The 26,677-nt window shown below is 72.9% G+C and carries 14 protein-coding genes; 7 read left to right on the forward strand and 7 right to left on the reverse strand.

Annotation, left to right across the window (positions count from 1 at the left end; genetic code table 11):
* Positions 1 to 8: 8 nt before the first annotated feature.
* From SNR22_RS07335 to SNR22_RS07365, 7 genes are all read left to right on the forward strand, one after another.
* On the forward strand, positions 9 to 9,050 hold the full coding sequence (locus SNR22_RS07335) for a polyketide synthase (protein WP_320065717.1): 9,042 nt from the start codon (positions 9 to 11) through the stop codon (positions 9,048 to 9,050).
* A gap of 94 nt (positions 9,051 to 9,144) precedes the next feature.
* Complete coding sequence (locus SNR22_RS07340; protein WP_320065718.1) at positions 9,145 to 9,990, forward strand: 3-hydroxyacyl-CoA dehydrogenase family protein; 846 nt, start codon at positions 9,145 to 9,147, stop codon at positions 9,988 to 9,990.
* A 19-nt stretch (positions 9,991 to 10,009) separates the two neighbouring features.
* Positions 10,010 to 10,255, forward strand: a complete 246-nt coding sequence (locus SNR22_RS07345) for an acyl carrier protein (RefSeq protein ID WP_320065719.1) — start codon at positions 10,010 to 10,012, stop codon at positions 10,253 to 10,255.
* 7 nt (positions 10,256 to 10,262) lie between these two features.
* On the forward strand, positions 10,263 to 11,414 hold the full coding sequence (locus SNR22_RS07350) for an acyl-CoA dehydrogenase family protein (protein ID WP_320065720.1): 1,152 nt from the start codon (positions 10,263 to 10,265) through the stop codon (positions 11,412 to 11,414).
* A complete protein-coding gene (locus tag SNR22_RS07355; protein WP_320065721.1) occupies positions 11,411 to 12,487 on the forward strand; it encodes an HAD-IIIC family phosphatase in 1,077 nt (358 codons plus the stop codon). The genes SNR22_RS07350 and SNR22_RS07355 overlap by 4 nt, the downstream gene beginning before the upstream one ends.
* A complete protein-coding gene (locus SNR22_RS07360) occupies positions 12,484 to 13,269 on the forward strand; it encodes a thioesterase II family protein (RefSeq protein WP_320065722.1) in 786 nt (261 codons plus the stop codon). Before SNR22_RS07355 ends, SNR22_RS07360 begins: the two co-directional genes overlap by 4 nt.
* Entirely contained in the window at positions 13,266 to 14,900 is a 1,635-nt protein-coding gene (locus tag SNR22_RS07365) for an AMP-binding protein (RefSeq protein ID WP_320065723.1), read from the forward strand. The genes SNR22_RS07360 and SNR22_RS07365 overlap by 4 nt, the downstream gene beginning before the upstream one ends.
* A gap of 663 nt (positions 14,901 to 15,563) precedes the next feature.
* Here SNR22_RS07365 and SNR22_RS07370 read toward each other — a convergent pair.
* From SNR22_RS07370 to SNR22_RS07400, 7 genes are all read right to left on the reverse strand, one after another.
* Positions 15,564 to 19,325 carry a type I polyketide synthase gene (locus SNR22_RS07370; RefSeq protein WP_320065724.1) on the reverse strand — a complete coding sequence of 1,254 codons (3,762 nt, stop codon included), beginning with the start codon at positions 19,323 to 19,325 and terminating at the stop codon, positions 15,564 to 15,566.
* Positions 19,326 to 19,380: 55 nt separating this feature from the next.
* A complete protein-coding gene (locus SNR22_RS07375) occupies positions 19,381 to 20,142 on the reverse strand; it encodes an ABC transporter permease (RefSeq protein WP_320065725.1) in 762 nt (253 codons plus the stop codon).
* On the reverse strand, positions 20,132 to 21,028 hold the full coding sequence (locus SNR22_RS07380; protein ID WP_320065726.1) for an ABC transporter ATP-binding protein: 897 nt from the start codon (positions 21,026 to 21,028) through the stop codon (positions 20,132 to 20,134). Before SNR22_RS07380 ends, SNR22_RS07375 begins: the two co-directional genes overlap by 11 nt.
* Positions 21,029 to 21,048: 20 nt before the next feature.
* Positions 21,049 to 23,541: a BTAD domain-containing putative transcriptional regulator gene (locus SNR22_RS07385; protein ID WP_320065727.1), complete on the reverse strand. Its 2,493-nt coding sequence runs from the start codon at positions 23,539 to 23,541 to the stop codon at positions 21,049 to 21,051.
* A gap of 81 nt (positions 23,542 to 23,622) precedes the next feature.
* On the reverse strand, positions 23,623 to 24,840 hold the full coding sequence (locus SNR22_RS07390) for a pyridoxal-dependent decarboxylase, exosortase A system-associated (protein ID WP_320065728.1): 1,218 nt from the start codon (positions 24,838 to 24,840) through the stop codon (positions 23,623 to 23,625).
* Entirely contained in the window at positions 24,837 to 26,426 is a 1,590-nt protein-coding gene (locus SNR22_RS07395; protein ID WP_320065729.1) for an acyl-CoA ligase (AMP-forming), exosortase A system-associated, read from the reverse strand. The genes SNR22_RS07390 and SNR22_RS07395 overlap by 4 nt, the downstream gene beginning before the upstream one ends.
* Positions 26,419 to 26,673 (reverse strand): phosphopantetheine-binding protein, encoded by a 255-nt coding sequence (locus tag SNR22_RS07400; RefSeq protein ID WP_320065730.1) that lies wholly within the window; start codon positions 26,671 to 26,673, stop codon positions 26,419 to 26,421. The genes SNR22_RS07395 and SNR22_RS07400 overlap by 8 nt, the downstream gene beginning before the upstream one ends.
* Positions 26,674 to 26,677: the final 4 nt, after the last annotated feature.

The raw sequence follows: 26,677 nt of genomic DNA on the forward strand, positions 1-26,677 counted from the left end.
TTTGACAGATGGCAGCCGAGAACAAGCTCCGCGATTATCTCAAGCGGGTCACCGTCGACCTGACTGAGGCGCGCCGGCAGCTCGCCGAAGCCGAGGCCGGCCGGCACGAGCCGATCGCCATCGTGGGCCTGTCCTGTCGACTGCCCGGCGCGCAGAACGTGGACGCCTACTGGGAACTGCTCCGCGACGGGCGTAGCGCGGTGCTCGACGACGCACCGGACGACCGGTACGACCTCGACCCGTACGTCGCCGACTACGGCGTCTACACCCGTCGCGGAGCCTTCCTCTCCGACATCACCCGCTGGGACTCCGAGTTCTTCGGCTCACCGCCCCGCGAGGCGCTGCGGATGGACCCGCAGCAGCGGCTGCTGATGGAGCTGACCTGGGAGGCGCTGGAGGACGCCGGTACCCCGCCGGCCCGGGTGGCGGGCAGCCGTACCTCGGTGATGATCGGCTTCTCGGACACCACCCAGTACGGCCGGTTGCAGTCCGACCGGCTGGGCCCGGCAGCCTTCACCGACCCGTACGCCGGGCAGGGCAGCTCGGCGAGCGTGGCCGCCGGCCGCCTCGCGTACCACTTCGACCTGCGCGGCCCGACCGTCACCCTGGACACCGCGTGTTCGTCGTCGCTGGTCGCGGTGCACCTCTCCAGTGAGGCGCTGCGCCGCGGCGAGAGCGATCTGGCGGTGGCCGGGGGCGGCTTCCTGCTCATCCAACCCGACATGTACGTCAACGCCTGCGCCACCTCGATGCTCTCCCCGGACGGGCTGAACAAGACCTTCGACGCCAGCGCCGACGGCTACGTGATGGGCGAGGGCGCCGGAGTGGTGGTGCTGGAGCGGCTCTCCGACGCGCTACGCAACGGCCGCCGCATCCATGCGGTGATCCGCGGCTCGGCGGTCAACCAGGACGGTCACAGCAACGGGATGACCGCGCCGAACCGGATTGCCCAGGTGGATGTCATCCGCCGGGCGTTGGCCGCCGCGCGGACCAGCCCGGACGAGATCTGCTACGTGGAGGCGCACGGCTCCGGCACCCGGCTCGGCGACTCGATCGAGCTCGGCGCGCTCGGCGACGTCTTCGGCGGCCGGTCCGCAGCGACGCCGCTGCACGTCGGGGCGGTGAAGACCAACATCGGGCACACCCAGGCGGCGGCCGGCATCGCCGGGCTGATCAAGACGGTGCTGGTGCTCAAGCAGGGTGTGATCCCACCGAACCTCAACCTGGTCAACCCCTCCGAGGCGGTACTGGCCAGCGACACCGTGCAACCGGTGACGACGACGCTGACCCTGCCCGAGCAGGACCGGCCCCGGGTGGCCGGGGTCAGCTCGTTCGGCTGGTCGGGCACGAACGCGCACCTTGTGCTGGAGGCCGCCCCGCAGGTCGAGCCGGTCGCCGAGGCACCCGGCCCGTACCTGCTGCCGGTCTCCGCGCACCACCCGGCGGCGCTGCGTGAGCAGCTCGTCGGGCTGGGCGGTGCGCTCGACGGCTGCTCCGCCGCCGAGCTGGCGTACACCCTGCAGAGCGGGCGGGCCGAGCACCGCTACCGCCGGGCGGTCCTCGCCACGGACACCGCCGACGCCACCGAGCGGATCACCGCCGCGGCCGGTGTGGCCGGTGTGCACAGTCTGCGTGACCGGCCGCGGGTGGCCTTCCTGCTGCCCGACGCCGGTGCCGGTCACCGCGGGCTCGGGGGCGGGCTCTACCGGCGTGAGCCGGCCTACGCCGCCGCGGTGGACAGCTGCGTCGAGATCGCCGCCGAGCGGTGCGGGCTGGACCTGCGGCCGCTCCTCGACGCCGGCCCCGGTGCCGAGGCCGACCCGCCGGAACTCGCCGAGTCGTTCCACTTCGTCGTCCAGTACGCGCTCGCCCAACTGCTGCTGCACCGCGGGGTCCGGCCGGACGTGCTGGTCGGCCAGGGGGTCGGCGAGCAGGTCGCGAACTGCCTGGCCGGGGTGCTCACCCTCACCGACGCGCTCCTGCTGACCAGCCGGCGGGCCCGGCCGGCCGGCAACACGGCGAGCGGCACCGAGCCGGCCGAGGTGCTCGACCCGGTGACCCGGCAGACGCCGGCGATCACCGTGGTCACGGTCGCCGCCGACGGCACCGACCTGGCCCGGCAGTTGCCGCACGACCTCGACGTCCTGGTGGAGCTGGGCGCCGGTACCGTCCTCGGTGAACTGCTGGCCAGCCAGCTTCCCGGCCAGCTGGACACCGTCCTGCTCGGCACCCTGCCCGGGGTGCCGGGCGACGGCGACGCGGCCGACGTGGCGAGCCTGCTCGACACCTGCGGACGGCTGTGGGAGATCGGGGTGACCCTCGACTGGTCCGCGCTGCGCGGTGGCCCGGCCCGGCTGGCGGACCTGCCGACCTACCCGTTCCAGCGGCAGCGGCACTGGATCGAGCGGCCGGCCGGCCCGGCTGTGGTCCCGTCGGGCACCGAGGCGGTCGAGGTTGAGCCCGCTTCGGGCGACGCGCACGTGCGATTGCTGACCCAGCACTGGCGAGCGGCGCCGGCCGGTGCCGCCGCCGTCGGAATCGCCGGGCGCTACCTGCTGCTCGCGCCGGCCGGTGCCGCTATCGCCACCGAGGTGGCCGACGAACTCGCCACCCGGCTGCGCCGCTCCGGCGGCGACGTGGTGCTGGCGACCTGCCCCAGCGATCTCGTCGCGCTGCTCGGTGCCGGCCCGAACACGGTGGTCGACCTGTCGATGACGCAGCCGGTGTCGGCTGACGCGGACGCCGCCGCGGTACACGCCGCTTCGCGGGTGCTCGCCGCCTGCGGCGGTAGCGGCCACAGTGGTACCCGGGTACTGGTGGTCACCCGGGGCGGCCAGGCGGTGCCGGGCACCGCCGGGGTGACCGTCGGTGGTGCCGCGCCGGCCCAGGCCGCGGTCGCGGCGCTGCCGGTGGTGGCCAACCAGGAGTATCTGGACCTGGAGAGCATCGGCGTCGACCTCGACCCGGACTACGGCGTCGGCGCGATGGCCGACGCGCTCGCCGCCGAGCTGGGCCGCCGCCCCGACGGGGTGCACGTCGCCCACCGGGGCGGCACCCGGTACCTGCCGGCGTACGAAGCACTGGCGACGCCGGCGCAGACCCACCCGGTGGCCAGCGGCGGCACCTACCTGATCACCGGCGGCCTCGGCGACATCGGCCTCACCCTCGCCGGGCACCTGGTGCGCAACGGCGCGGCCGGGCTGGTGCTGACCAGCCGGCGCGGGCTGCCCGACGACCCGGACGACCCCCGGCACGCCGCCGTGGCGGCCCTGCGGGCGCTCGGCGCGACGGTGCGCACCCCGCGGATCGACGTCACCGACGAGGCGGCCATGCGGGCGCTCTTCACCGACGTCCGGATCGATGGCGTGGTGCACGCGGCGGCCGACGCCGGCACCGACACCTTCGTGGCACTGCGGGATCTCGACGAGGCCGCGGTGGCCCGGCAGTTCGGGGCCAAGGTGGACGGTGCCCGGGTGATCGCCCGGATCGTCGCCGGGCTGGACGACCACCTGGTACCGGAGTGGTGCCTGCTCTTCTCCTCGACCTCGGCACTGCTCGGCGGGGTGACCTTCGGTGGCTACGCCGCGGCGAACGCGGCACTGACCGCGCTCGCCCACGTTGGCGCCGACGGGCGCAGTCGGTGGATCTCCGCCGGCTGGGACACCTGGGCCTGCACCCTGCAGCGGCTGCGCGACGGGATCGGCGCGAGCATGGTCAGCCACTCGATGAGCGACGCCGAGGCGCTGGCCGCCTTCGACCGGCTGGTCGGCGCCGCGCTGCCCGCTGTGGTGGTCGCCGCCGGCGGCCTGGACGACCGGCTGCCCCGCCTCGGCGGCGTGACCGTCGAACCGGTCGGAGGGGACGCGATCCGCCACCCGCGTCCGGACCTGCCGCAGCCCTACACCCCGCCGCTGACCGGCACCGAACGGGCGCTGGCCGAACTCTGGTCCGACGTGCTCGGCATCGAGCCGGTCGGCATCCACGACAACTACTTCGACCTCGGCGGCACCTCGCTGCTGGTGCCCCGGCTGCTGGGGCTGGTCAAGAGCCGGTTCGCGGTGGCGGTACCGACCGTCTCGCTGTTCGAGGCGCCGACCGTCCGATCCTTCAGCACGCTGCTCGACCAGCAGCGCGGCTCGACCCCGGCGGAGCCGGCCCGGGCCGGGAAGCCGGTCGGCGCACCCGCCGTCGGCGCCCGGCCGGTGCTGCCCGCGTCGGTGCTGCCCGCGTTCAACGGTGCCGAGCCGGCCCTGGCGTCGCCGGTTCCGCCGGCCCTCGCCGGCGAGCAACTGGACCGGCAGATCGCCATCGTCGGGATGGCCGGACGGTTCCCGGGTGCCGAGGACGTGGCCGCCTTCTGGCGCAGCCTCTGCGCCGGTGAGGAGCTGATCAGCTTCTTCACCCCCGAGGAACTGGTCGAGGCGGGCGTGCCGAGCGAGCTGGCGCACGACCCGGCCTACGTACCGGCCCGCCCGATCCTCGCCGACATCGCCGGCTTCGACGCCGGGTTCTTCGGCATCAGCCCGCGAATGGCCGCGCTGACCGATCCGCAGCAGCGGCTCTTCCTCGAGGTCTGCTGGGAGGCGCTCGAACAGTCCGGCTACTGCCGGCCGGAGCACCGGGGGCGGGTGGGGGTCTTCGGTGGCACCAACATCAGCACCTACCTGCTCGGCGCGCTCAGCCAGCTGAGCATGCACGAGGACCTGAGCGAGTACGAGCTGATCATGGGCAACGACAAGGACGCCCTGACCACCACCGTGTCGTACCTGTTCGACCTGCAGGGTCCGAGCGTCGCGGTGCAGACCTTCTGCTCCACCTCACTGGTCGCGGTGCACCTGGCGGTGCGCAGCCTGCGCAGCGGTGACTGCGAGATGGCACTGGCCGGCGGTGTGTCGATCCGGGTACCGGACAAGCAGGGCCACCTGGCCACCCCGGGCGGCATGGAGTCGCGCGACGGACACGTGCACACCTTCGACGCGCAGGCCAGCGGGACGATGTTCGGCGACGGCGCCACCGTGGTGGTGCTCAAGCGGCTGGACGCCGCGCTGCGCGACGGCGACCACGTCTACGGGGTCATCCGCGGCTCGGCCATGAACAACGACGGCGCACTGAAGGTCGGTTACACCGCCCCGAGCGTCGCCGGGCAGGCCCGGGTGATCGTCGACGCGATGGCCGACGCCGGGGTGAGCCCCGAGGAGATCAGCTACGTCGAGGCGCACGGCACCGCGACCGAACTGGGCGACCCGATCGAGGTTGCCGCGCTGACCCGGGCGTTCGGCGCCACCGAGCAGCGGCAGTACTGCCCGATCGGCGCGGTCAAGACCAACGTCGGACACATGAACCACGCGGCCGGTACCGCCGGCCTGATCAAGACCTCGCTGGCCCTGCAGTCCCGGGTGATCCCGCCGACCCTGCACTACACCAAGGCCAACCCGGCGATCGACTTCGAGAACAGCCCGTTCTACGTCAACGTCGACCTCGCCGAGTGGCCGACCACCGAGGACCGCCCGCGCATCGCCGGGCTCAACTCCATCGGGATGGGAGGCACCAACGTGCACGTCGTCGTGCAGGAGCCACCGGTACGCCCGGAGGTGCCGGAGACCGACGAGCTGACCGGCCCGGAGCACACCCGCCGGTACCAGGTGGTACCGGTGTCGGCCCGGACCGTGAGCGCGGCGGACCGCACGGTACAGCGCCTCGGCGAGCACCTGGCCGACCAGCCGGGGACGAGGCTGGCCGACGTGGCGTTCTCGTTGCAGGTCGGGCGCAAGACGTTCGAGCACCGGCGGGTGGCGGTGACCGCCAGCCTGGACGAGACGGTCGGCACGCTGACCGGACGCGACGGTGCCGCACCCCCGATGGGCCGGGTGGAGGCGGTGCAGGGCCGGCCGGTGGCGTTCCTGCTCGCTGGCGTCGGCGAGCAGTACCCGGGACTGGTCGGTGAGCTGTACCGGCGCGAGCCGGTGTTCCGCGCCGCGCTGGACGAGTGCCTGGCCCCGATCGCCGCGGCACTGCCCGAACTGGACCTCGCCGACCTGCTCACCGGGGCCCGGGGTGGCGGCGCCGACCTGGCGGCGCTGCTCGGCCGGGGCGGCGGCACCAACCCGCGTACCGCCGTGCTGCGGCGCACCGAGGTGGCCCAGCCACTGCTCTTCGCCGTGGACTACGCGCTGGCCAGCACGTTGCTGGCCTGGGGGCTGCGGCCGACCGCGATGCTCGGCTACAGCCTCGGCGAGTACGTCGCGGCCTGCCTGGCCGGGGTGCTGTCGCTGCCCGACGCGATCTCCCTGGTGGTGTACCGGGCGAAGCTGATCGGAGAGCTGGAGACCGGTTCGATGGCTGCGGTGCCACTCGCCGCCGACGAACTGCGCCGCCGGTTCCGGCTGGAGCAGCGTGGGCTGGACATCGCCGCGATCAACGGGCCGGAGACGGTGGTGGTGGCCGGTCCGACCGCCGCGCTCGATCAACTCGCGGCCGACCTGCGCCAGGCCGAGATCCCGTGCCGGCCGCTGGAGACCAGCCACGCGTTCCACTCCCGGATGCTGTCCGGCATCAGCGACCAGCTGACCGCCTGGGTGGCCGCGAACATCCGGCTCAACCCGCCGCAGCTGCCGTACATCTCCAACGTGACCGGCGCGCTGGCTGACGCCGCGCTGGTCCGCGATCCGGCCTACTGGGCCCGGCACATGTGCCAGCCGGTGCAGTTCGAGGCGGGCGTACAGGTGCTGCTCGCCGACCCGGAACTGGCCCTGGTCGAGATCGGCCCCGGACAGTCGCTCGGCGCGCTGGTGCGCTCCGCCGGCTGCCCGCCGCAGCGCTGGCCGCTGATCACCGCGACGCTGCCGGCCGGTGGCGACCCGCGCCCCGCCGACCTGGTGCTCACCGACGCGTTGGCCCGGCTCTGGCTGACCGGTGTCGAGATCGACTGGGCGGCGTACCACGGTCGCGGCGACGGGGCGACCCCGGTCTACCGGGCCGCCCCCGGCCGGATCCCGCTGCCCACCTATCCGTTCGAGCGGCAGCGGTACTGGATCGAGCAGTCGCCGGCGACCGGCGGGCGCGGGCCCGTCGCCGAGCTGCCGGCCGAACCGACCAGTTTGGCCGAGATCGGCCGGATTCCCCGGCTGCCCGAGGAGCAGTGGCTGCACCTGCCGGTGTGGCGGCAGACCGCGGCGCTGGCCGCCGACGAACGGCAGCCCGACTCGTGGCTGGTCTACGCCGGCTTCGGTGCCACCGCCGACGGGGTGCTCGCCGAGTTGGCGCGGACCGCGACGGCCACCGGCGCGCGGCTGACCGTGGTGCGGGCCGGCGTGGACTACCGCGCCGACGGCGACGGCTACACCATCCGGCCGGGAAACCCGGCGGACGCGCTCACCATGCTGCGCGCCCTGCGGGCGGCCGGGGTGGGGCTGGACCGGGTGGTGCACCTGTGGACCCTCGGTGAGCTGCCGGACGACGACCGGACCGTGTCGCTGGGCCTGCACACCCTGGTCGCACTGGCCCGGGCGGCGGCCGAACTCGGCCTGGACTCCTGGGCCCTGGACATCGTCAGCACCGGCTCGCAGCAGGTGCTCGACGGCAACGAGGCGCGACCGGCCAGCGCCACGGTGCTCGGCCCGGTCCTGGTCATCCCGCTGGAGTACCCGTCGGTCAGCACCCGGCTCGTCGACGTGGAGCCGGCCACCCCGGCCGGCGCGATCGTCGCCGAGCTGCGCCGCCCGCGGACCGAGCCGACGGTGGCGATCCGCGCCGGCCGGCGCTGGGTGTGCGGCTACGAGTCGATCCCGCCGGCCGACCTGGACACCGCCCGCCGGGTGCTCCGCGACGACGGGGTGTACCTGATCACCGGTGGGCTGGGCGGCATCGGGCTCGGCCTGGCCGGGCAGCTGACGCAGGACTGCCGGGGGACCCGGCTGGTGCTGTTCGGGCGTACCGGCCTGCCGGCGGCCGAGCGGTGGGCTGGCATCCTGGCCGGCTCCGACGAGGTCGACGAGAGCACCCGCAGCCGGGTGGAACGGGTCCAGGCGCTCGTCGAGGCCGGGGCCGAGGTCGAGATCGTGGTCGGTGACGTCGCCGACCCGGCCGACGTCCGGCGGGCGGTCGACGTCGCCCGGGAGCGCTTCGGCGCGCTGCACGGCATCCTGCACACCGCGGGCGTACCCGGCACCGGTTTGATGCAGTTCAAGCTGCCTACCGACTCCGACCTGGTGCTCGCGCCGAAGGTCGCCGGCACCCGGGCGATCGTCGAGGCGCTGCGGGTCGGTGCCGACGACGAGATCCGGCTCGACTTCCTGGTGCTCTTCTCGTCGATCACCTCCGCCACCGGCGGTGGCCCCGGCCAGGTCGACTACTGCGCCGCGAACGCCTATCTGGACCGCTACGCCGGCATGCTCACCGCCGCCGGACGGCCCACCCTCTCGGTGGACTGGGGCGAGTGGGCCTGGAACGCCTGGGACGGCGGGCTGGGTGGGTTCGACAGCGAGGTGCAGACGTTCTTCTCGGAGAACCGGGCCCGTTTCGGCATCACCTTCGAGGAGGGCTGGCGCACCCTGCTGCGGGCGCTCGCCTCGGGCGAGTCGCAGTTGGTCGCGGCGACCCAGGACCTGGCCACCATGGTCCGGTTCAGCCGGTGGTTCAACGTCGAGGCGGTGACCGCGCCGACCGGTACGGCCAGCTCCGGGGCGCGCCACCCACGGCCGGAACTGGTGACCCGCTACCAGGAACCGGCCGGGCCGACCGAGTTGGGCGTGGCCGGGGTCTGGTGCGACTCGCTCAAGCTGGAGCGGGTCGGCGTCGCCGACAACTTCTTCGAACTCGGCGGTAACTCGCTGCTCGGCATCGCGCTGCTCAACACGCTGCGCCGCCGGTTCACCGAGGCAGAACTGCCGCCACACATCCTCTACGAGGCACCGACGGTGGCCGCGCTCGCGCGAGTCATCGACGGCACCGCCGCCCGGGCCGCCGCCGCAGCCGAGGACGACGGTCAGCTACGGGCGCAGCTGCGCCGATCCGGTCTGAAGACCGCGGCGGCCCGCCGCCGCGCGTCGTGACGACGGGGCCCATCTCCGCCAACCGGCACACGCGACCTGTCGGCGGCGGGCGCTCGGCAAGCTCAGTCAACCAGGGTACGGAAAGGGAGAAGTCATGACCGTCATCGGCGTAGTCGGCGCCGGCGTCATGGGCGTCGGGGTGGCACAGAATCTGGCCCAGTACGGGTACGAGGTCGTCCTGGTCGACCGGACCGAGGAGATCCTCGCCGGGGCCCGGGCCGTGATCGCCCGTAACTGTCGGATGAGCCGGCTGATGGGCGGACCGGCGCTGGACCCGGACGCCATCCTGGCGAAGATCACCACTGCGGTGGGGGTCGAGGCGCTGGGCAAGGCCTCGGCCGTGATCGAGAACGTCACCGAGAACTGGGACGTCAAGCGCGAGGTCCACCTGGGCCTCGACGAGGTGTGCCCGCCGGAAACGGTGATCATCGTGAACACCTCGGCGATCCCGATCACCCGGGTCGCCGCGGTCGGCAAGCACCCGGAGCGGGTGATCGGGGTGCACTTCATGAACCCGGTACCGGCCAAGCCGGTGGTGGAGATGATCCCCGGTTTCCACACCTCGGCGTCGACCATCGAGCGCACCCGGGAGCTGCTGAGCGGGATGGGGAAGAAGGCGGTCGACGTCAAGGACGCCTCCGGCTTCGTCTCCAACCGGGTGCTGATGCTGACCGTGAACGAGGCGGCGTTCCTGGTCCACGAGGGCGTCGCCACCGCCGAGTCGGTCGACGAGGTGTTCCGGGGCTGCTTCGGACACCCGATGGGTCCGCTGGAGACCGCCGACCTGATCGGCGTCGACACGATCCTCTACAGCGTCGAGGTCCTCTACGAGCACTACGCGGACAGCAAGTACCGCCCGTGCCCGCTGCTCAAGCAGATGACCGACGCCGGACTGCACGGCCGGAAGACCGGCCGTGGCTTCTACAACTACGAGAGCTGAGGACGACACCATGTCGGAAATGGTCAGCACCCAGATCCTGTCCTTCATCCAGGGTCGCTTCCCGCAGGCGCAGATCGGCGAGACCGACGACATCTTCGCCTGCGGCTACATCAACTCGCTCTTCGCGATGGAGCTGGTGATGTTCCTCGAGAAGACCTTCGAGTTCATGATCCCGAACGACGAGCTGAGCATCGACAACTTCCGTACCGTCAGCGCGATGACCGCGCTGGTGGGCCGGCAGCGTCGCGGCGTGACGGTCGGGTAGTGCGGCGATGACGATCCTCATGCAGGCGCCCCTGCCGCTGGCCGAACCGATCACCCGGGCCAGCACCCGCGCCTTCGTCGACGAGCACATCTCTCCGCACGCCGACACCTACGACCGGGCCGGTGCCATCCCCGAGGAACTGCTGGAACAGATCGGAGACGCCGGGCTCTGGGCGCCGTTCCTGCCTCAGGCGGTCGGCGGCGCCGGGCTGGACCTGGTGACCCTCGGCGAGGTGCACGAGGAGGTGGGCCGAGGCTGCTCCTCGGTACGCAGCCTGCTCACCGTGCACACCATGGCGGCCTGGACGGTGCAGCGCTGGGGCAGTGCCGAGCAACTCGCGCACTGGGGGCCGGAACTGGCCAGCGGGCGTACCCTCGGGGCGTTCTGCCTCTCCGAGCCGGGCGCCGGCAGCGACACCTCCAACCTGGCCACCACCGCGGTCGCCCGGGGCAGCGGCTGGTTGCTCAACGGGGTGAAGACCTGGACCACCGGTGGCCAGCGGGCGGACCTGTTCCTGGTCTTCGCCCGGACCGCGTCGAGCATCGTGGCGCTGCTGGTGCCACGGGACACCCCCGGGGTGTCGGTGCGGCCGATCCACGACATGCTCGGCACCCGGGCGTCGATGCTGGCCGAGATCACCTTCACCGACGTGCTGCTCGGCCGGGAGGCCCAGCTCGGCCCGAGCGCCTTCGCCTCCGGGATGGTACTCACCGGCACGCTGGACCTCGGCCGGTACAGCGTCGCCACCGGCAGCGTCGGCATCCTCCAGGCATGCCTGGACGCCTGCGTCGGGTACACCTCCCGACGCAAGGTCGGCGGCTCGCCGCTGCGCGACCTGCCGCTGATCCAGGCCAAGATCTCCGACATGGTCACCGACGTCCGGGCGGCCCGGATGCTGGTCGCCGAGGCCGGTCGGCTCAAGGACGCCGGCGACGCCTCGACCATCATGGCGACCTGGGTGGCGAAGTACTTCGCCTCCACCGCCGCCGCACGGCACGCCGCCGAGGCGGTGCAGGTGCACGGTGCCAACGGGTGCAGTCCGGACTACCCGGTCGCCCGCTACTACCGGGACGCGAAGGTCATGGAAATCATCGAAGGTAGCAACGAGATCCAGCGGATGACCATTGCTGGTGAGGCGTACCGGGGGTGGGCGGCATGAGCGTGCTCGCGCCGGCTGGACCGCAGGGCCCACCCACCAAACCGAAGCAGGGCCGGATCAAGTGCGTTGTCTGGGACCTGGATCACACAGTCTGGGACGGGGTGCTGCTGGAGGACGGCGAGGTGACCGTCCGGCCGGCCGCGGTCGAGCAGATCCGCGCGCTGGATGCGATGGGGGTGCTCAACTCGATCGCCAGCAAGAACGACCACGAAGCGGCCATGACCAAGCTGCGCGAACTCGGCCTGGACGAGATGTTCGTGTACCCCCGGATCGGCTGGGACGCCAAATCCGAGTCGATCCGGCAGATCGCGGCGAAGCTCAACCTGGGCCTGGACGCGTTCGCCTTCGTCGACGACCAGGAGTTCGAGCTGGCCGAGGTGGCGTACGCGCTGCCGGAGGTGACAATCGTGGACACCGCCGACATCGAGCAGGTGCTGACCGGGACGGAGTTCCGGCCGCGCTTCATCACCGACGAGTCGGCCCAGCGCCGGGGGATGTACCAGAGCCAGCTGACCCGCGACGACGTGGCCGCCGACTTCGTGGGGACCAGCGAGGAGTTCCTCGCCACCCTGAAGATGACCTTCACCATCGAGCCGGCCCGACAGGAGGACCTACAGCGCGCCGAGGAGTTGACCGTCCGCACCAACCAGCTCAACTCGACCGGCAAGACGTACTCCTACGACGAGCTCGACGCGCTGCGCGAGTCGCCGGATCACCTGCTGCTGGTCGCGACGTTGACCGACCGGTTCGGCTCGTACGGCAAGATCGGCGTCGCGCTGGTGGAGAAGAGCCGGCCGGACTGGCGGCTGCACATGATCCTGATGTCCTGCCGGGTGATGTCCCGGGGCGTCGGCTCGGTGCTGCTCGGGCACATCATGGGCCAGGCCAAGGCGGCCGGGGCCGGCCTGCGGGCGGACTTCGTGGAGACCGGGCGCAACCGGATGATGCAGATCACCTACGCGTTCAGCGGCTTCCGCGAGGTCAGCCGGGACGGTTCGCACCTGGTGCTGGCGGCGAACCTGGACAACCTGCAGGAGCCGCCGGACTACGTCCGGATCGAGGTGCTGCAGTGACCCGGACGGTCGACGACGGCCGGCTGCGCCGCTGGCTGCCGTTCGGCATGTCCGACGGCGGCGTGCGGCTCTACTGCCTGCCGCACGCTGGCGGGTCGGCGTCGGCGTACCGGCCCTGGTTCGACAAGCTGGGACCGGTGGCGGTCTGCCCGGTGCAACCGCCGGGTCGGGAGACCCGACTGCGGGAGACCCCGTTCTCCGACGTGGAGTCGCTGGTCGGCGAGCTGGCCGAGGTGGTGCTCACCTCCGACGACCGCCCCTACGCGGTCTACGGGCACAGCCTGGGCGCAGTGGTCGGGTTCGAGCTGCTGCGCGAGATCCGCCGGCGCGGCGGCCCGGACCCGGTGCACCTCTTCGTCTCCGGTAGCCCGGCACCCGGCACGCCGGACACCGACCCGCAGGTGACCGGGTTGGACGACGAGCAGGTGGTGGCGATGCTGCGCCGGCTCGGCGGCACACCGGACTGGATGCTGGCCGACCCGAGCGTACGGCGGATGATCCTGCCACCGTTCCGTGCCGACTTCGCGCTCAAGGAGAACTACCGGTACCGGCCCGAGCCGCCGTTACGGGTGCCGATCACCGCGATCGCGGCCAGCCACGACCCGCGCGCCAGCGCGGTGTCGATGCACGGCTGGCGCGAGGAGACCACCGGGCGGTTCCGGGCGCACAGTATCGGTGGCGGGCACTTCGCCGTCCTCGAACAGCCCTCGGTGACCCACCGGTACATCGGCGCGGCGCTCGGTGTGCTCGCCGACGCCGGGTCGGTGGGCGGGACCCCGTGAGCACCACGCAGAGCGAGACACGGCCGCCGGTCGCCGAGCGGTCGACCGACGATCCGCCCTGGCCGGCCCCGGCGCCGGCCGGGGCACCGCCCCGGGTGCTTGCCGAGTGGTTCGACCGAGGGCTGCGGGTCGACCCGACGGCCGAGGCACTGCGGGTCGGCGGGCACGGCTACAGCTACCGCTGGCTGCACGAGCGGGCGTTGGCGTTGGCCGGCGACCTGGTCACCACGGCCGGCACCGCACCGCGCCGGGTCGGGCTGCTGGCCAGCCGCACCGCGCAGGCGTACGCCGGGCTGCTCGCCGCGGTCTACTCCGGTGCGGCGGTGGTGCCGCTGCACCCCGACTTCCCGGCCGAGCGGACCCGGCAGATGATGGTGGCGGCCGGGGTGGACACGCTGATCGTGGACGAGCACGGCGAGCGGGTGCTGCCCGAGTTGGCCGCCGAACTCGCCGACGTGGTGGTGGTCCGCGAGCCGGGCGGCACCCCGCTGGCCGCGCCCCGGCAGGTCGGTGCCGACGAGGTTGCCTACATCCTGTTCACCTCGGGCTCCACCGGCCGGCCCAAGGGCGTACCGGTGCTGCACCGCAACGTCGACGCGTACCTGCGGTTCGTGCACGACCGGTATGGCTTCACCGCCGCGGACGTCTTCTCCCAGACCTTCGACCTGACCTTCGACCTGGCGATGTTCGACCTCTTCGCGGGGTGGGGCTGCGGCGGCACGGTGGTCACCGTCCCACCCACCGGCTACGCCGGCCTCGCGGATTTCCTGACCGAGCACCGGATCACCGTCTGGTTCTCCTCGCCCAGCGTGATCTCGCTGGCCCGCCGGTTGCGCCGGCTGGCGCCCGATGCCTTTCCCAGTCTGCGCTGGAGTCTGTTCTGTGGTGAGCCGTTACTGGCGCACGACGCCGCCGACTGGCAGGCCGCCGCGCCGGGCAGCCGGGTGGAGAACCTGTACGGCCCGACCGAGCTGACCATCTCGTGCAGCGTGCACCGGTGGGACCCCGACTCGTCGCCGGCCCGCTGTGTCAACGACGTGGTGTCGATCGGCACCATGCATCCGGGCATGCGCCACCTGATCCACCCGGTCGCCCGGGAGGCGGCCGACGACGCCGGGATCGAGCTGCCCGGCGCCACCGCCGGTACCGTTGGTGAGCTGTGCGTGACCGGGGACCAGATGTTCCCCGGTTACCTCGACCCGGCCGACGACGAGGGTCGGTTCCTGCGCCACGGCGGCGAGCGCTGGTACCGCACCGGCGATCTGGTCCGGCCGATCGACGCCGGCGAGCTGGCCTACCTCGGCCGGGTGGACCACCAGGTCAAGATCCGCGGGGTACGGGTCGAACTGGCCGAGATCGAGTGCCGGCTGCGCGCCCTGGACGGCGTCCAGGACGCGGTCGCGGTGGTGGTCGCCGACGAGCTGGTGGCGTTCTGCGTGGGGGTACGCCGGCCGGCCGCCGCGCTGGCCGCGGAGCTGTCCGCCACCCTGCCGCGCGCCCTGCTGCCCCGGCGCTTCGTCTTCCTGGCCGAGTTCCCGCTCAACGCCAACCGCAAGACCGACCGCCGGGCGCTGGCCGCCACCGCCACCGCCACCGCCACCGGCACCGGCACCGGATCGGTCGGCAGCTGACCGCGCCCGAGCGACGGGGGTACCGGGGCTATCCGGTGCCCCCTTCGCTCGTCGCCAGGCCCGTTCGCCGGACCGGGAAACCGACCGGGCCGTCCCCCGGATCGATCCGGCGGCCGGGCGCGGACGTCCCAGCGGTTGCCGAGCGGGCCCGCCGTGGCCGAGGAGGGGCGATCCGCCGCCCCGGCCAGAACTGTCCCCACACAGCCTTTGCTCTGCTGCAGCCGAGGCAACAGCCACCGAGGGTGACCGGCGCGAGCGCCGTTCCACATCCGGGTAGCCATCCGAATGCCTGGTCAACACCGGTGTAGCCGTGGCTGCAGCAAAGCAAAGGGTCGGGTGGGAGTGGTGGCCCGGCATAGCGGAACCACGGTCAGTGACGATCTCTCTGCGCGGTGCCCGGAACGCGTGCCGGTCTTGCCCGCGCTCCGGAGGCGTGCAGGCTCTCCCGGCTTCGCAGGCTCTCCCGGCTTCGCAGGCTCTCCCGGCTTCGCAGGCTCTCCCGGCTTCGCAGGCTCTCCCGGCTTTGCAGGCGACGCAGGATCCGTAGGCGGCGCACCGCTGAGTGGCGTAACCCCGGTGGCCCGGACAGGCCGGAGTCCCCGGGGGGGGGGGGGGGCCCCCCCCCCCCCCCCCCCCCCCCCCGCCCCCCCCGCCCCGCGCTGCTCAGTCCTGGCTGACCAGGGAGGCGAGCTGGCGGACCGTGGGGTACTCCACCAGCGCGGTGACCGGCAGCTGCGCCGAGACGTTGCTGCGCAGCTTGGTGGCGAGCGAGATGGCGATCAGCGAGTGTCCGCCCAGCTCGAAGAAGTTGTCGGTGGCGCCGACAGTCTCCAGACCGAGGGTGGCCGCCCAGATGTCGGCGATCGTGCGCTCCACCCCGGCCGTCGGCTCGACGTACGTGGTGGCCAGCGCGGGCCGGGGATGGCGCTCGCGCTCGATCTCCTCGGCGCCGCCGGCCGCCGGGTCGTTGGTCACCCACTGCGCGATCCGAGCTTCGATCGGGCCCGTGGAGATCACCAGGTGACCGAGGTGCCCGGCGGCGGCGAGGGCCCGACCGAAGATGTCGACCCCCTCGGCCGGCGACATCTCGTACTCGCGGACCGTCTGCCCGGTCATTCCGTCCGGTCGGCTCGGATCGATCGCCCAGGTGTCCCAGTCGACGGTGATCCAGCGGCCCTCGCCGCGCAGCCGGGCCACCCGGGCGTACGCGTCAAGGCCGGCGTTCGCCGCCGAGTACGGTCCCAGCGCGATCCCGCCCAGCACGGCGGAGACCGAGGAGAGCGTGATGCGCCGGTCCGGAGCGTGCTGGCCGAGCACCGCCTGCAGCACGTGGAAGCCGTGGATCTTGGCGTTCAGGTGTGCGTCGCAGGACGCCCGGTCGGAGAGGTGGGCCAGCCCGAAGTACTCCGGGCTCTGGATGCCGGCCGCGTGCACCACCACATCGATGCCGCCGAACTCGGCCACCGCAGCGCCGACTACCTCGCGCATCCGCGCCTCGTCCCCGACGTCGGCGGCCATCGCGAGCACCGCGGCGCCCTGCCGCTCCAGGTCGAGGATGTTGCGGATGTGCCGGGCGACCCGGTCGTCGCCGTCCACCCGCGCCGGCCACTGCTCGCGCGGCGGCAGCGCGGTCCGGGCGGTGAGCACCAGTCGGCAGCCGTAGCGCTCTGCCAGGTGCCGGGCCAGCACCAGCCCCACGTCGCCGAGCCCGCCGGTGATCAGCACGGTGTCACCGGCGCTGACGATCGGCCGGTCCGCCGTCGGGGCGGGCAGCGGGTGCGGTCGGTAGTGTCGGCACCAGGCCTCGCCGTCCCGGACCGCGACCGGGCCTTGGTGCGTATGCACACTGGCGGCGAGCGCCTGCTCGACGTCGACGGTGCCGGCCACGTCGACGTGCCGGCAGGCCAGGAACGGGTTCTCCTGGGCCAGGCTCGGGGCCAGCGCGGCCAGCGTGGCGTGCTCGGGGTGGCGCAGATCGGCACCGAGCACCCCGAGCGCCCCGGAGGTCAGCAGCACCAGCTCGGTCGGCGGGGTGTCCGGGTCGTCGGCCAGCGCCCGTACCAGGGCGAGCGCGGAGCGGAATCCGCGGTCCTGCTCCCGCTCGAAGTGCTCGCCGCCGGTGCCCTCGGAGGAGCCCAGGCTGAACCCGTGCACGATGGTGCGCGGGGCGACGAAGAGGGCACGAACCAGCTCGGCCAGGTCGTCCGGCGCGTCGGCGCGGACGGTGAAGTCGCCGGACTCGTCCTGCGCGAACGCCTCGCCCGGCCGGGCCGCGCAGGCCTCGGCGCCGGCATCGGCCAGTCGGGCGAGCAGCGCCTCGCCGCACTCGTCGGCGGTGAGCACCAGCCACGGGCCGGCGGCGCGCAGCCGCTCGTCCAGGTCGGCGGTGTCCAGCGGGCGCGGTGTCCAGGTCGGCAGGTAGGTCCACTCCGCTGGGTCGTCGACCCGGCCCTCGACCGGCCGGGCCGCGGTGGCCTGCGTCGGGCGGGGCTTGACCCAGTAGCGGCTGCGCTGGAACGGGTAGGTCGGCAGCTCCACGCGCCGCCCGGCACCCCCGTGCAGCGCCGCCCAGTCCACCGTCGACCCGGCCAGCCAGAGCTGGGCCAGGGTGGACAGCACCCACGCGGCGGCGTCCTGTTCACCGGGGGCGACCAGCACCTCGACCGGGTTGGCGGAGTCGGCCGGCTCGCCGGCCAGCACCACCCCGAGCCGGGCCAGCCCGGTGCCGAGGTCGGCCAGCACGCTGTTCCGGTCGGTGCCATGTGCTGCGCCGTCGGTCAGCAACAGCGTGCCGACCGCTGCGGACAGCTCGGCCCACCAGGCGTCCGGTGCGCCGTCTGTGGTGCGTAGCAGCACCGCCGGGTCTCGCCGCCGGGTCTCGCCGTCGATCCAACGGCCGGGGTCGGCCAGCGCCGCGATCGCGTCGTCGTGGTCCCGGCAGACCACCGCCCGGCGCAGCGCGAAACGCCCACGGGACACCTGCAGGGTGTACGCGACGTCGGCGAGGTCGGCCTCCGGGTGCTGGACCAGGTGCTGCCGCAGCCGGTCGGTCAGCGCTGCCAGCGCCGTCGGGTCACCGGCGGAGAAGCTCAGCAGTTGCGGACCGGCCGCAGCCCGGGGGGTACGCGTCGGCGCCTGCTCCAACACCACGTGCGCGTTGGTGCCGCCGAGCCCGAAGGAGCTGACCCCGGCGCGGCGCGGGTCGGGCCCGGCCGGCCAGGGGCGGGGCTCGGTGAGCACGGTGAACCGGTCGGCCGCCGCGGCGAGCGTCGGGTTCGGTGTGGTGTAGCCGGCGACCGCCGGCAGGATCTCGTGGCGCAGGCTCAGCGCGGCGCGCATCAGGCCGGTCACCCCGGCCGCGCGGTCCAGGTGGCCCACCGACGGTTTGACCGAGCTGAGCACGCACGGGGTCGGCGGGGTCGCCTGGAACACCCGGCTCATCGCCGCCAGCTCGATCGAGTCGCCCAGCGGCGTACCGGTGGCATGGCACTCGACGTAGCCGATGGTCTCCGGCTTGACCCCGGCGACGGCCAGCGCCGTCTCGATCACCCCGGCCTGGCCCTCGACGCCGGGCGCGGTGTACCCGACTCGCTCCGGGCCGTCGTTGTTGACCGCCGAGCCGAGGATCACCGCGTGGATGACGTCGCCGTCGGCGAGGGCGTCGGTCATCCGCTTGAGCGCCACCACCCCGACCCCCGAGCCCATCACGCTGCCGTTGGCCGCCGCGTCGAAGCTGCGCACCCGGCCGTCGGGGGAGAGGATCCCGCCCTGTTCGTAGCGGTAGCCGGCGGGCTGGGGCAGCGGCAGGAAGGCACCGCCGGCCAGCGCCACGTCACAGTCGTAGGTCAGCAGGCTCTGGCAGGCCAGGTGCACCGCGACCAGCGAGGTGGAGCAGAACGTCTGCACGGTCACGCTCGGCCCACGCAGCCCGAGCTTGTACGAGACCAGCGAGGTGAGCGAGTCCCGCTCGTTGCCGACCGCGAAGAGCAGGCCCTCACCGGGTTCGTTGGCCATGTGCCCGACGTTGTTGATCATGTAGTCCGGGAACGCGCAGCCGGCGAAGACACCGACCCGGCCGCCCGGGTCGACCGGCTGGTAACCGGCGGCCTCCAACGCCTGCCAGGAGCACTCCAGGAAGAGCCGGTGCTGCGGCTCCATCGTCTCGGCCTCGCGCGGGCTGAAGCCGAACGCGCCCGCGTCGAACAGGTCGAGATCGTCGACCGGGCCGCCGACGCGTACGTAGTCCGGGTCGGCGGCCTGACCCGGATCGACACCGGCCCGGGTCAGCTCGTCGTCGGTGATCGGCCGCAGCCCGGGCACCCCGGCGCGCAGGTTGCGCCAGAGCTCGCCGACGTCGGCCGCCCCCGGAAAACGCCCGGCCATACCGATGAGCGCGACTGCGGAGTCGTAGTCAGTTTCAGTCACGATGACCTCCAGGTACACCGGATCGGGGGGTTCAGACGGGTTGCTCGGATGCCGCTCACATCAGTCGGCTGCGGCCCCAACCCCGGGCCAACCGCCAGGAGGCAAGCCCACCGGCGACGAGGGCGATGCCCAGGCAGACCAGCGCCGGGCGGAGCATCCCGGCGGGGTCGCTGTCGACGGCGGCACGCAGCATCGACATGGCCCAGTAGCCGGGGGAGATTGGCGCGATGTGCTGCGCCCAACCGGGCATCAGCGACACCGGTACCAGCGCGCCGCCCAGCGCGCTGACCATGATCGCTCCCAGGTCGGAGGCGACGCTGAGTTCGCCGCGGCTGCGTACCACGGTGGCCAGGGCGGCGCCCACCGCGAGCAGGGTCAGCCCCCAGATGCCGACCGCGAGGGCCAGGTAGCCGACCGCGGAGGGCCGGGGCAGCGGCAGCCCGACGACCAGGCAGCCGAACGTGAAGAGCACGGCCTGCTGCAACAGCAGCAGGACGAGCACCGGACCGGTCTTACCGAGCAGCAGCTCGACCCGGCCGGCCCGGCTGGCCCGCAGCCGGTCCCAGGTGCGCCACTCCCGCTCGACCAGGATCGAGTTGCCGACGATCGACAGCGCGAAGACCGAGAACATCACCAGCGGCCCGGTCACCGCCTGCAGCGTCCCGCCGTCCAGCGCTTCCTCGTAGAGCGGCTTGAGCACCAGCATCAGCACCATCGGCAGGGCGATGTAGCTGATCAGCTGGGCGGGGTCGCGGAGCCGGAGCACGGCGTTGTGCCGGACCAGCAGGCCGGTACGGCGAAAGGCGTCAGTCGACATCGGTTACCGCCAGCGAGTGGTAGAGGTCGTCAAGGTCAGGACGGCGCAGCTCGACGGACTCGACCTGACGGTCGGTGCCCTTCAGTAGCTCGACCAGGGCGGTGGTGGGGTCGGTGGTGGAGACCTGCACCACCTCGTCGGCGAAGGCCACCCGGACCTCGCCGGGCAGCCCTTCCAGCAGTTCGGCGCTGCTGCCGCGGGCGATGATCCGGCCTCGCCGGGCGACCGCGATGGTGGCCTGCAGGTCGGTGAGTTCGTTCAGGTAATGGGTGGTGTAGATGATCGCCGCCCCCTCGCCGGCCCGCTGCTTGACCACGTTGAGCAGCGCCTGTCGGGTCTCCGGGTCGGCACCCGCGGTCGGCTCGTCGAGCAGCAGCAGCGACGGTCGGTGGATCAGGGCCACCGCTGCCTGGGTCCGGCGTTGCTGCCCGCCGGAGAGCACGCCGGCCGGCCGGTCCAGGAACCCGGTCAGGTGCAGACCGGTGGCGAGGTCGTCGATCTCGGTACGCAGTGCCTGGCGCCGCAGCCCGGCGATGCCGCCGAAGAGCCGTAGGTGCTCCCGGACGGTGATCGGCGGGTACAGCGCGATGTGCTGCGGCGAGATGCCGATCTGACCGCGCGCCTGCGCTGGCGGCCGGCCGTCGATCAGCACCACCCCGCTGTCCGGCCGGATCAGGCCGGAGACCACCTCGACGAAGGTGGTCTTGCCGGCACCGTTGTGCCCGACCAGCCCGACGATCTCGCCCCGGGCCACGGTCAGGCTGAAGCCGGCCAGCGCGGCCACGTCGCCGTAGCGCTTGGTGACCTCGATTGCCTCCAGCGACGTCCACTCCCGATCCTGGTCCCGGGTCGGCGATCCGACCGGCTGCGCTTTGATCGTGCTCACATCAGCGTCCCTTCCCTGGGTCATTGGTCCTCCGCCATGCCGCTGGCCAGTCCGAACTGGTGCTGCCGGAACGGGATGTGGGCGACTGCGACCCGGTGCTCGGGATGCCGGTCGTCCCGGCGCGACGCCCCGGTGTCGGGCACCAGCTGTGCCGGCCGGCTGCTCATCCGGTGCACCGCGCTCAACGAGCGCAGCGTGATGGCCCGCCAGTCCAGGGCGCCGAGCTGGTCGAACGCGTCCAGGGCCACCCCGTGTCGGGCCGCGGCGTGATCCAGCCGCTGCTCGCAGAGGTCGAGCCGGCCGAGCCCGTACAGCATCACCGCCTCACCGAGTCGGTCCTCGGCCCGTACCGCGGCCTCCAGGGCGCAGAGGTTGCTCTCCCGCCACTCGCCGAAGCGGGACTGCGTCTCGGCGAGCGCGGCGACGGCGGCGGCGAGGTTCCAGCAGTACGCCACCTCGCCGACGCGGGACGCCTGCCGGACCGCGGCCAGCAGCGCGGTGCGTTCCAGTTCGTACCAGGCCAGCGGATCGGTCAGCGCGGCGTCGACGAGCGGCTCGGCCAGCGGCCAGGCGGCCGCGGCCGGATGGCGGGCGATCCGGTGGCCGCCCTGCCGCAGCCGGGCCTCATCGGCCAGGAAGAGCCATCCGCCGAGCATCCGCCGGGTCGCGGCGGCCCGGTCGGCCGCGCTGCTCTCGGTCAGCGCCAGGTCGCGGGCGTGCAGCCGGACCAGGTCACGCAGCCGGTAGCGGGTGGCTCCGCCGGTGCCACTGAGCACGTCGACCAGCCGGGCGTCGATGAGGGTCTCCAGTACCTCGGCGGCGGCGTCCGCGTCGAGTTGCAGCAGCGGGGCGGCCACCCAGGCCGCGAAGGTGTCGGTCTCCAGCTCGCCGAGGTGCCTGAACAGCAGTTGCGCCGCCGGCGGCAGGGCGTCGTAGGTCCCGGTCAGCCCGGCCCGTACGTCCAGGCCCTGGTGGACCAGCCCACCCAGCCGCTGCCCGGGCTCGGCGAGCCGGGCGGCGAGCTGTCCCAGACTCCAGTGCGGACGGGCGGCCAACCGGTTCGCGGCGATCCGCAGCGCCAGCGGCAGACCACCGCAGAGCTCGACCAGCTCGATGGCCTTGCTCGGCTCGGCGGCGACCCGGTCCCGGCCGACCATGGCGGCCAGCAGCTCGATGCCGTCGTGGGCGTCGAGTCGGTCGATCTCGAAGACGTGCGCGCCGGGCAGCCGCGCCTGGCGGGCCCGGGTGGTCACGATCAGCCGACAGGTCGGCGTGCCGGGCAGCAGCGGGCGGGCGTGGATCGCGTCGGCGACGTCCTCGATCACCACCAGCATCCGCCGGTCGGCAATGGCGCTGCGGTAGAGCGCCTCCCGGCCGTCGAGGCTGTCCGGAATGGCCGACCTGGTGAAGCCGAGCGACCGGAGGAACCGCTCCAGCACCTCGGCGGCGCCGTCGGGGCCGGGCGGCATCCGGGCGTAGAGCTGGCCGTCGGGAAACTCGCAGGCCAGCGCGTGCGCGGTCTCGATGGCAACCGTCGATTTACCGACCCCGACGAAGCCGGTGATCACCGCCACGTCGAGCGAGTGGCGGTCGCGCTCCGCCCCGGTGGTGCCGCCGAGCCGGTGGCGCAACCGGTGCAACATCTCCGCTCGGCCGGTGAAGTCCGGGGTCCGGGCGGGCAGCATCCGGGGTACCGGCATCTGCAGCTGCGGCCCGGGCCCGGCCGTCGGCGGCGCTGCCAGCTGGTTGGTGCCGGTCAGGATGGCCAGCTCCAGTCGGTGCAGCGCCGGGCTCGGTTCGAGCCCCAACTCGTTCACGAAGGTCTTGCGGACCGCCTGGAAGATGGCCAACGCCTCGGCCTGCCGGCCGGATCGGTACAGCGCTGTCATCAACTGGCCGGCCGGTCGCTCGCGCAGTGGGTACTCGGCGACCAGGGCCCGGATCTCGCCGATCACCTCGTGGTGCAGGCCCAGGTCGAGTTCGGCCTCGATGCACTCCTCGAGCACCTCGACGCGCCGTTCGGCGACCCGGACCAGCTTCGCCCGGACCACGTCGCTGTCCACGTCGCAGAGCGGCTCACCACGCCACAGCGCCAGCGCGGCGCGGAACGCCGTCCGAGCCGCCTCCGGATCCCGGGCAGCGCTGGCGGCCCGGCCCCGGGCGACCAGGTCGGCGAAGACGTGCAGGTCGAGTTCGCCCGGTGCCAGGTCGATCAGGTAGCCGAGGCCCTGCATCCGGATGCGCTCGCCGAGCCCGGCCCGGGCCAGCGACCGGCGCAGTACCGAAACGGCGGTCTGTACCTGGGCCCGGGCGGTGGTGGGCGGCGTGTCCCCCCACACCGCGTCGATCATCGACTTCAGCGCCACCACCTGGTTGGGGCTGAGTAGCAGCAGGGCCAGCACCACGCTCTGTCGGCGCGCCGTGACGGTGACCGGCTCGCCGCCCTGCACCTGCAACGGTCCGAGGACCCGGAAGCAGAGCGTGCCGTGTTCGTCGTCTTCCTGCCTGACCAATGTGATCCACCTGCCTCATTCAGTGGTACTGCGACGACGGTTCGGGGTGTCGGGCTGCTACGGCGGTGTGCCGGTGCCCGCTCAGAGCAGCACCTCGGTCGGCGGTGGGTGGCCGAGGAACGCGGTCGGGCTCGCGGTCAGGCCGTACGCGCCGGCCTGGAAGATCGCGATCAGGTCGCCGGGCTCCGCCCGGGGCAGTGACACGTCGTTGCCGAGCAGGTCCAGCGGGGTGCAGAGGCAGCCCACCACGGTGACCGTCTCCTCCGGCGCGGCGTCGAACCGGGTGGCCACCGCGAGCGGGTAGTTGCGCCGGATCACCTGGCCGAAGTTGCCGGACGCGGCGAGCTGGTGGTGCAGCCCGCCGTCGACCACCAGGAAGGTCTTGCCACGGGAGGTCTTCCGGTCGACGACTCTGGTCAGGTAGACACCGGCCTCGCCGACCAGGTAGCGGCCCAGCTCCACCGCCACCCGGGCCTGCGGCAGGTTCGGGCGGATCCGGGTGTCGAGCAGGTCGGCCAGGTTCTCGCCGATCGGGGCCAGCTCCAGCGGCTGGTCCCTGGCCGAGTACGGGATACCGAAGCCGCCGCCGAGGTTCAGGTAGCGGATCGGTGCCGGGGTCAGCTCGGCCAACGTGAGGATCATGTCGACGGTGCGCCGCTGCGCCTCGCAGATGTTCTCGGCGTGCAGGTTCTGCGAGCCGGCGAAGACGTGGAAGCCGTAAAAGTCGATCTCGTCGACGGCCAGCTCGGGCAGCAGGTCGGGGACGGACTCGACGTCGACGCCGAACTGCTGCGGACCGCCGCCGAGGCGCATGCCGGAGGCCCGTACCGCGAAGTCGGGGTTCACTCGCAGCGCCACCCGGGCCTGGATGCCGAGGGTCTTGCCGACCTGGCGCAGCCGGGCGAGTTCGCCGGCCGACTCCAGCTCGATCAGCACACCGGCGGCGACCGCCCGGGTGAGTTCGTCGGTCGTCTTGCCCGGGCCGGCGAAGCTGACCTGCTCGGCCGGCATCGGGGTGTCCAGCGCGTGCCGCAACTCGCCGGCGGAGGCCACGTCGAAGCCGTCGACCAGGCTGCTCAGGTGGTGCAGCAGCGCGGGCATCGGGTTGGCCTTGACCGCGTAGCTCAGCCGGATGTCCGGCGGCAGCGCGGCGCGGACCTCCGCGACCCGCTCGGAGACCAGCCGGCGGTCGTAGGCGAAGAACGGTGTGCCGCCGACCCGGGCGGCCAGCCGCTCCACCGGTACCGTGCCCACGGTGAGCTGGTCGCCGGTGGCGGTGAACCCGATCGGCGCGCTCACGAGCCGACCTCCACCAGTCGGCGCAGCTCGACCCGGTCGAACTTCCCGTTGACCGAGCGGGGCAGCTGCGGCAGTACGACGGTCCGCTGCGGCAGCATGTACGTCGGCAGGTCGTGCGCCAGTGACTTGCGCAGCACCTCGGTGTCGCAGTCACCGCCGACGACCAGCACCACCTGGTGCCCGAGTCGTTCGTCGCCGACGCCCAGCGCCACCGCCTCGCCCACCAGCCCGGTCGCGTAGGCTGCCTCTTCGATCTCGGTGGGGCTGATCCGGTAGCCGGAGGTTTTGATCATGTCGTCGGTACGTCCGACGAAGTACAGGAAGCCCTCGGCATCGCGGTAGACGGTGTCGCCGGACCAGACCGCCAGCTCCGGCTGGATCGCCGGATTCGCGCCCGGGACCGGCCGGAACCGCAGCGCGGTGCGTTCCGGGTCGTTCCAGTAACCTCGGGCGACCAGGGCACCTCGGTGTACCAGCTCACCGTGTTCGCCCGGCCCGCAGTTCGTGCCGTCCGGGCGTACCACCAGGATCTCGGCGTTGCCGATCGCCTTGCCGATCGAGTCCGGTCGTCGATCCACCTCGTCGGGGTCGAGGTAGGTGGAGCGGAAGGCCTCGGTCAGCCCGTACATCAGGTAGGGCCGGGCGTTCGGCAGCAGCGCGCGCAGCCGGGTCAGGGTGGCCAGCGGCATCCGGCCACCGGTGTTGGCGAGATAGCGCAGCCCGGCACTGGCCTCCGCCGGCCAGTCCAGCGCCGCGAGCTGTATCCACAGCGGAGGTACACAGGTCAGCGCGGTCACCCGGTGCCGGGCGCAGAGCCGCACCACGTCCCGCGGTACCAGGTAGTTGGTCAGCACCACATGCGCGCCGACGATGAACGAGGTGGTCAGCTGGCTGAAGCCGGCGTCGAAGCTGAGCGGCAGCACCGCCAGCACCGTGTCGTCGGCGGTGTGCCCGAGGTAGCCGGCGACGCTTGCCGCGCCGGCCAGCACGTTGCGGTGCGACAGCACCACGCCCTTCGGGCCGCCGGTACTGCCCGAGGTGTAGAAGATGGCCGCGAGGTCTGTGTCGATCACCGCGACGCCGTCCGGTACCGCGTCGGCGGCGGTTGCGGCCAGCCGCTGCCAGCGGGTGATCCGCCAGTGCACCGCGGACTCGGCGTCGGCGTCGGCGCCGATGAGCACGATGTCGGTGACCGAGCTGCCCTCGCCCAGCGCAGCGCGTACGGTCTCGAACCGCTCGGCCGTGGTGATCACCATGCGGGCCGCGCAGTCGGCCGTGACGTGCGCCAGGTGTCGCGCCTTGAACAGCGGGTTGACCGGGACGAACACCGCGCCGGCGGCCGAGATCGCCAGCATCGCGACGACCGTCTCGATCCGCTTCTCGGCGTAGACGGCGACCCGGTCACCGCGGCGTAGCCCCAGCTCGTGCAGTCCGCGGGCGACCCGGGCGACCCGGTCGGTCAGCTCGCGGTAGTCGATCGTCTCGGACCTGAAGGTGACCGCGGGCCGGTCCGCTGCGCCGTACCGGGTCAGCTGGTCGACGCGGACCAGTGGGGTGCCGGGAGCGACGATGAGCCGCTCACTCACCGGTGACCGTCTCGAGGGTGACGAACTCGGCGACCGTCGTCCACAGCGACCCGACCGTCGCGAACGTCTCCTCGGTCAGCCGCTCGTCGGGCAGCTCCAGGCCGTACCGGTCCTCCAGGTCGGCCAGCAGCTGCACCACGCCCATCGAGTCGAGGCCGAGGGCCGCGAGGTCGTCGGTCGGGGCCAGTTCGCCGCCCTCGGCGTATGGAAGGTGGGGGAGCAGCGTCTCCTGGAATGAGCGAGGCATGTCC

The organism is Micromonospora sp. RTGN7 (assembly GCF_033804645.1).
Taxonomy (GTDB): domain Bacteria; phylum Actinomycetota; class Actinomycetes; order Mycobacteriales; family Micromonosporaceae; genus Micromonospora.

Coding starts and splice junctions, on each gene's coding strand:
- SNR22_RS07335 (WP_320065717.1), top strand. CDS start 9: ATGGCAGCCGAGAACAAGCTCCGCGATTATCTCAAGCGGGTCACCGTC.
- SNR22_RS07340 (WP_320065718.1), top strand. CDS start 9,145: ATGACCGTCATCGGCGTAGTCGGCGCCGGCGTCATGGGCGTCGGGGTG.
- SNR22_RS07345 (WP_320065719.1), top strand. CDS start 10,010: ATGGTCAGCACCCAGATCCTGTCCTTCATCCAGGGTCGCTTCCCGCAG.
- SNR22_RS07350 (WP_320065720.1), top strand. CDS start 10,263: ATGACGATCCTCATGCAGGCGCCCCTGCCGCTGGCCGAACCGATCACC.
- SNR22_RS07355 (WP_320065721.1), top strand. CDS start 11,411: ATGAGCGTGCTCGCGCCGGCTGGACCGCAGGGCCCACCCACCAAACCG.
- SNR22_RS07375 (WP_320065725.1), bottom strand. CDS start 20,142: ATGTCGACTGACGCCTTTCGCCGTACCGGCCTGCTGGTCCGGCACAAC.
- SNR22_RS07400 (WP_320065730.1), bottom strand. CDS start 26,673: ATGCCTCGCTCATTCCAGGAGACGCTGCTCCCCCACCTTCCATACGCC.